Here is a 3,934-nt window from a genome sequence, read left to right on the forward strand (position 1 = left end):
TCAAACTCTCCAAAAAAGAACAGTTCGAAAACCCAGCTGAACCGTCCCGACGGGGGTCGGGACAACAGCCATCCAAACAAACAAATGGCACCACAGACAAAAATGTCGACACACTGTTGAGTTCTCAAGAAACAGACACACAAGTAAGTCTTACTTCTAAGGCTTACCAGGCGATTGCTTCGCTACTGCCAATCTTTTTTTCTCGCCGTTTCCGGCTTCGCCACTCTATCAGACATTCGCGGCACCATTTGCACGGTGCCTTTTCCGAAAGGCCGATCTGATTGGCTTGCCGCACGAGCAGACCGCCCGGCGACTCGGAGAAGAGTAGGCAGCCGAAGGTCAGCGAGTCAAATCCGTGCGTCAACTGGCTGATTTACCGTGTCGATCGAGCCGCTAGCCTGCGCTGTTAACGCTTCGACGCACATGACTGACGTACTACAAGGCGTGTCGGCACCGTCCGCGGCATCGAGACGTCCACCAACTGCTCCGCGTTCGCCAGCGGCGTATCGACCAACGCGAGCAGGGCCGCGACGGCCGCCGCGCCCAGCGCGATCGGATCCTGGGCAATCGTCGAGAGTGCAGGGCGCACCAGGCTCGCCGCTTCGATGTCGTCGAAGCCGACCACCGCCATATCGGCCGGGATGTTGATTCCCTCGTCTTCGAACGCATGCATCGCACCAACCGCCATCTCGTCGCCGGCGACAAAGACCGCCGTCGGACGGTTCGGCAAGGCCGCCAAGCGCTGCGCGCACGAGTAGCCACTGTCGAGGAAGAAGTCGCCGGTCTCCACGTACTCGGGCTGCGTTTTCAGCCCGAGGTCCCGGATCGCGTCCTCGTAACCAGCTAGCCGCTGGGCTGCCGGCAGCAGATCCGTCGGGCCCGTGATCGTCGCGATCTCGCGATGGCCGAGGCTGTGCAGGTACCGCACCGCCTCCGCGGCCCCCGCATAGTTGTCCGACGTTACGTACGTTGCGCGCGGTCCGGCGATCGGCAAGTCCAGGGCTACACACGGGAATCCGGACCCGTATAACGTGCGCATCGCCGGGTGGCGGTCGTCGACGCCCATCATCACGACCCCGTCGAGTTGGTGCTGAAGCGCGATGTCCAGATACGCGCGGTCTCCGGAACGGTGGTCGTCCACATTGAGCAGGAGCACATGCCGACCGGACGCACTCAACGCCCGCTTCACGCCCACCAACAGCGCCAACAGGAACGGATGGCGTCGGCCGGTGGCCTCGTAGCCGGTGTCCCACAGCAAGCCAACGGTGTCGGATCTGCCCCGAACCAGCGCACGCGCCGACTGGCTCGGCCGGTAACCAAGCCGTCGTGCGGCCTCCTGAACCTGCCGCCGTGTGGTCTCGCTAACCTCGGGGTGGCCGTTGAGCGCGCGGGACACCGTCGCGACCGATACGCCGCACTCGCGGGCTAGCTCTCTGATCCCGGCCATCGACGACATCCTCAGCTTCTACCTCGGCGCCCTGCATCACGTGCGTCGGGTCACGCACGTCCCGATCCGCGTCCTGCCCGCAGGCCGCGGCCGCTGCGCAACTTTCTCCATCAGACCACGGCAGGACCGACGTGAGCAGTATGTCTGCCCGATGGTCGGGTGTTAACCGTTGACGCGAACCGGATCCGGAGCTAGCCGACAGGCCACCCGGCCGCACTACTCTTGTCGCATGATCAGACAGCTGCTGTTGGCCGTCGCGTAGACCTTGCCCGCCGCGTCGATGATGCGTGCTTCGGCGAGTGCGGTACGCCGCCCCACGTGCACAGCCGAGCCCTCCGCGGTAATCGGACCAGTCGCGACGGAGACCGGCCGCAGGAACTTCACCGACAGATCGAGGCTCGTGTAGAACACGCCTGCCGGGAGCTTGGTATGCACCGCGCAGCCGCACACCGTGTCGAGCAGCGCTGCGAACACGCCACCGTGCACAGAGCCGAGCGGGTTGTAGTGGAACTCCTGCGGGGTGAGGCGGACGGCGACGCGCCCTTCTTCGTACGAGAACCCCGAGAAGTCGAGCGTGTGCATGATCGGCGGCGCGGGCACGCGACCGTCGACTATCGCGGCGAAGAACTCCATACCGCTCAGCCCCGCGCCGAACGTCGCCAACTCCAACGGATCGGACCAAGCGTAGGTACGTTCGCGGCCGACCACCGGTCGATCGTGGTCCGCTATAGGAGCCACGCTCGCTGACTCGTCGGTTCGCATGGTCTCGGTCATCGCGGCCTCGCGTCTCAGTGTCGGACTCAGTACTCCCTATGCTGCTCACGCTAGGGTATCTGAGTTTTTTGGAGCAACTCAGCAGTAAGCTTGGACTGTGAACCTCACCTCCGCCGGCGAAGACGTCATTCTCGACGCGCGCGTCCCTGCCAATACCGGCATCGACGCCGGCGTCCACGCGAACGTCGATGCCGCAGCTGCGGACCCGCTCCCGCCCCCGTACAGCGCGTACGACAGCGAGACCTGCTCAATCGCACGCACGCTCGCGCTCATCGGCGATCGCTGGACGTTGCTTATCTTGCGCGACCTCTCCAACGGCGTGCGGCGCTTCGACGATCTGGTTGAGCATCTCGGCATCGCTCGGAACGTGCTTTCCCGCCGCCTTGCTGCCCTTGCCGAAGGCGGATTGGTCACGCGCACGGCGTACCGCGTAGATGGGGCGCGGGAGCGGCAGGAGTACCGGCTAACGCAAGCAGGGCGCGACCTAGTACCGATCCTTTTGGCAGTAATGGCATGGGGCGACCGGCACCTGTCTGGCCAGGAGGGACCGCCGGCCGTGCCCCGGCACGCAGACTGCGGAGAGCGTGTCCGCGTCTCGCTGACCTGCGAGGCAGGGCACGAACTCGGCGAGCGGCCGCGACTTCGCGTCGAGCCGGGGCCGGGCAGCAGGTTGCGCGGTTCGCGATGAACCGCCGCGCCTAGGCCGACCGCTCACGTCATAGCGGACGGTGTCCACGCGGTAACGGTTCTGTCCCCACTCAGCCAAACCGCACTGCCCGGTTGGGCGCGTTCATACGCTGCTCCTCGTCTGTCTACCAGGGGAGGGTCGGCGAATGCCGAACAGATCATCAGCGTGGGTGGGTAACAGTTCGAACTCCCGGAAGCGCCGCGGTGGCTTGAGCGCGGCTGTGAGCATCCTCGGCCTCTGCGTCGCGTTTGCGGTAACCGGTTGCGGGAGTGTCGGAGGCACGGGCGCGCCAGTAGCGGCCGAACAGCAGGCCACGACGCAGAGCACCCCGACGCCGGAAGTCTCGGCATTTGATTCACCGTCAGCAGCTGAGGTGACCACAGCACCGGCGACAAGCGCGGCGCCGACGAGTGCAGCGCCCAAGCCGCCCGCACCGTCGACGCACGCGGCGGCTCCCGCTCCCGTCCGGACGACGGCTGCGGCGAAGCCATCCCTGTGCGGCGCGCCCCAGAACCCGTTTGGCTACAACTTCTGCGGCCGTGGCGGTTACATCCACTCGCCGGCCGGCACAGTGTGCAGCTATTTTCATTGCATCGCGAGCTTCGGCAAAGGCAGGGGCTACATGGTCGAGTGCCACGATGCCACGTATTCGATGTCAGGCGGCATCTCGGGCGCGTGCTCAGACCATCACGGCGTCTTGCAGCCCGTCTATAGCGGCTGAGTTGCCCGGCTACCGGCAGGCATGATTCGCGGCTCGCGGCTCGCGGACCACGTACCGCTCGCCGAGCGACCGAACGTAGGCGGCGAACTCGAATGCGGCTTCCAGTGAACCCGGCCGAGGCGGCTCGGACGGGTTCCCGCCCACGTACGCGACTAGGCCGTGGGTAAGAAGTAGCGTCGGACAAGGCCGCGGCGTCTGGCGCGTGCGATCGCAAGGCGGCGGAGCGTCCTCATATCGGGCATCTGCGGACGCTTCGCCAACGCAGCGAGCGTGCGTGGCAGGCGTCGCGGCCCCGGCGAAACTT

The 3,934-nt window shown here is 65.6% G+C and carries 4 protein-coding genes; 2 read left to right on the forward strand and 2 right to left on the reverse strand.

The annotated features are described in order from the left end of the window. Window positions 1-281, forward strand: a 281-nt coding sequence (locus VN779_RS14505; RefSeq protein WP_325723460.1) for a hypothetical protein, incomplete at its 5' end; no start/stop codon positions are given. Window positions 282-406: 125 nt separating this feature from the next. Here VN779_RS14505 and VN779_RS14510 read toward each other — a convergent pair. Continuing rightward, window positions 407-1,447, reverse strand: coding sequence for a LacI family DNA-binding transcriptional regulator (locus tag VN779_RS14510; RefSeq protein ID WP_325723462.1), 1,041 nt, complete (start codon window positions 1,445-1,447; stop codon window positions 407-409). Between the two features lie 216 nt (window positions 1,448-1,663). Then, window positions 1,664-2,221, reverse strand: a complete 558-nt coding sequence (locus tag VN779_RS14515; protein ID WP_325723464.1) for a PaaI family thioesterase — start codon at window positions 2,219-2,221, stop codon at window positions 1,664-1,666. Window positions 2,222-2,318: 97 nt separating this feature from the next. On the opposite strand from VN779_RS14515, the gene VN779_RS14520 reads away from it, so the two are divergent. Beyond that, window positions 2,319-2,909 carry a helix-turn-helix domain-containing protein gene (locus VN779_RS14520; RefSeq protein WP_325723466.1) on the forward strand — a complete coding sequence of 197 codons (591 nt, stop codon included), beginning with the start codon at window positions 2,319-2,321 and terminating at the stop codon, window positions 2,907-2,909. Window positions 2,910-3,934: the final 1,025 nt, after the last annotated feature.

Source organism: Actinocrinis sp. (genome assembly GCF_035605935.1).
Taxonomy (GTDB): domain Bacteria; phylum Actinomycetota; class Actinomycetes; order Streptomycetales; family Catenulisporaceae; genus Actinocrinis.

Bases quoted from the DNA above. Each gene is read 5' to 3' on its own strand.
- VN779_RS14515 (WP_325723464.1), bottom strand. From the start codon at position 2,221: ATGACCGAGACCATGCGAACCGACGAGTCAGCGAGCGTGGCTCCTATA.
- VN779_RS14510 (WP_325723462.1), bottom strand. From the start codon at position 1,447: ATGGCCGGGATCAGAGAGCTAGCCCGCGAGTGCGGCGTATCGGTCGCG.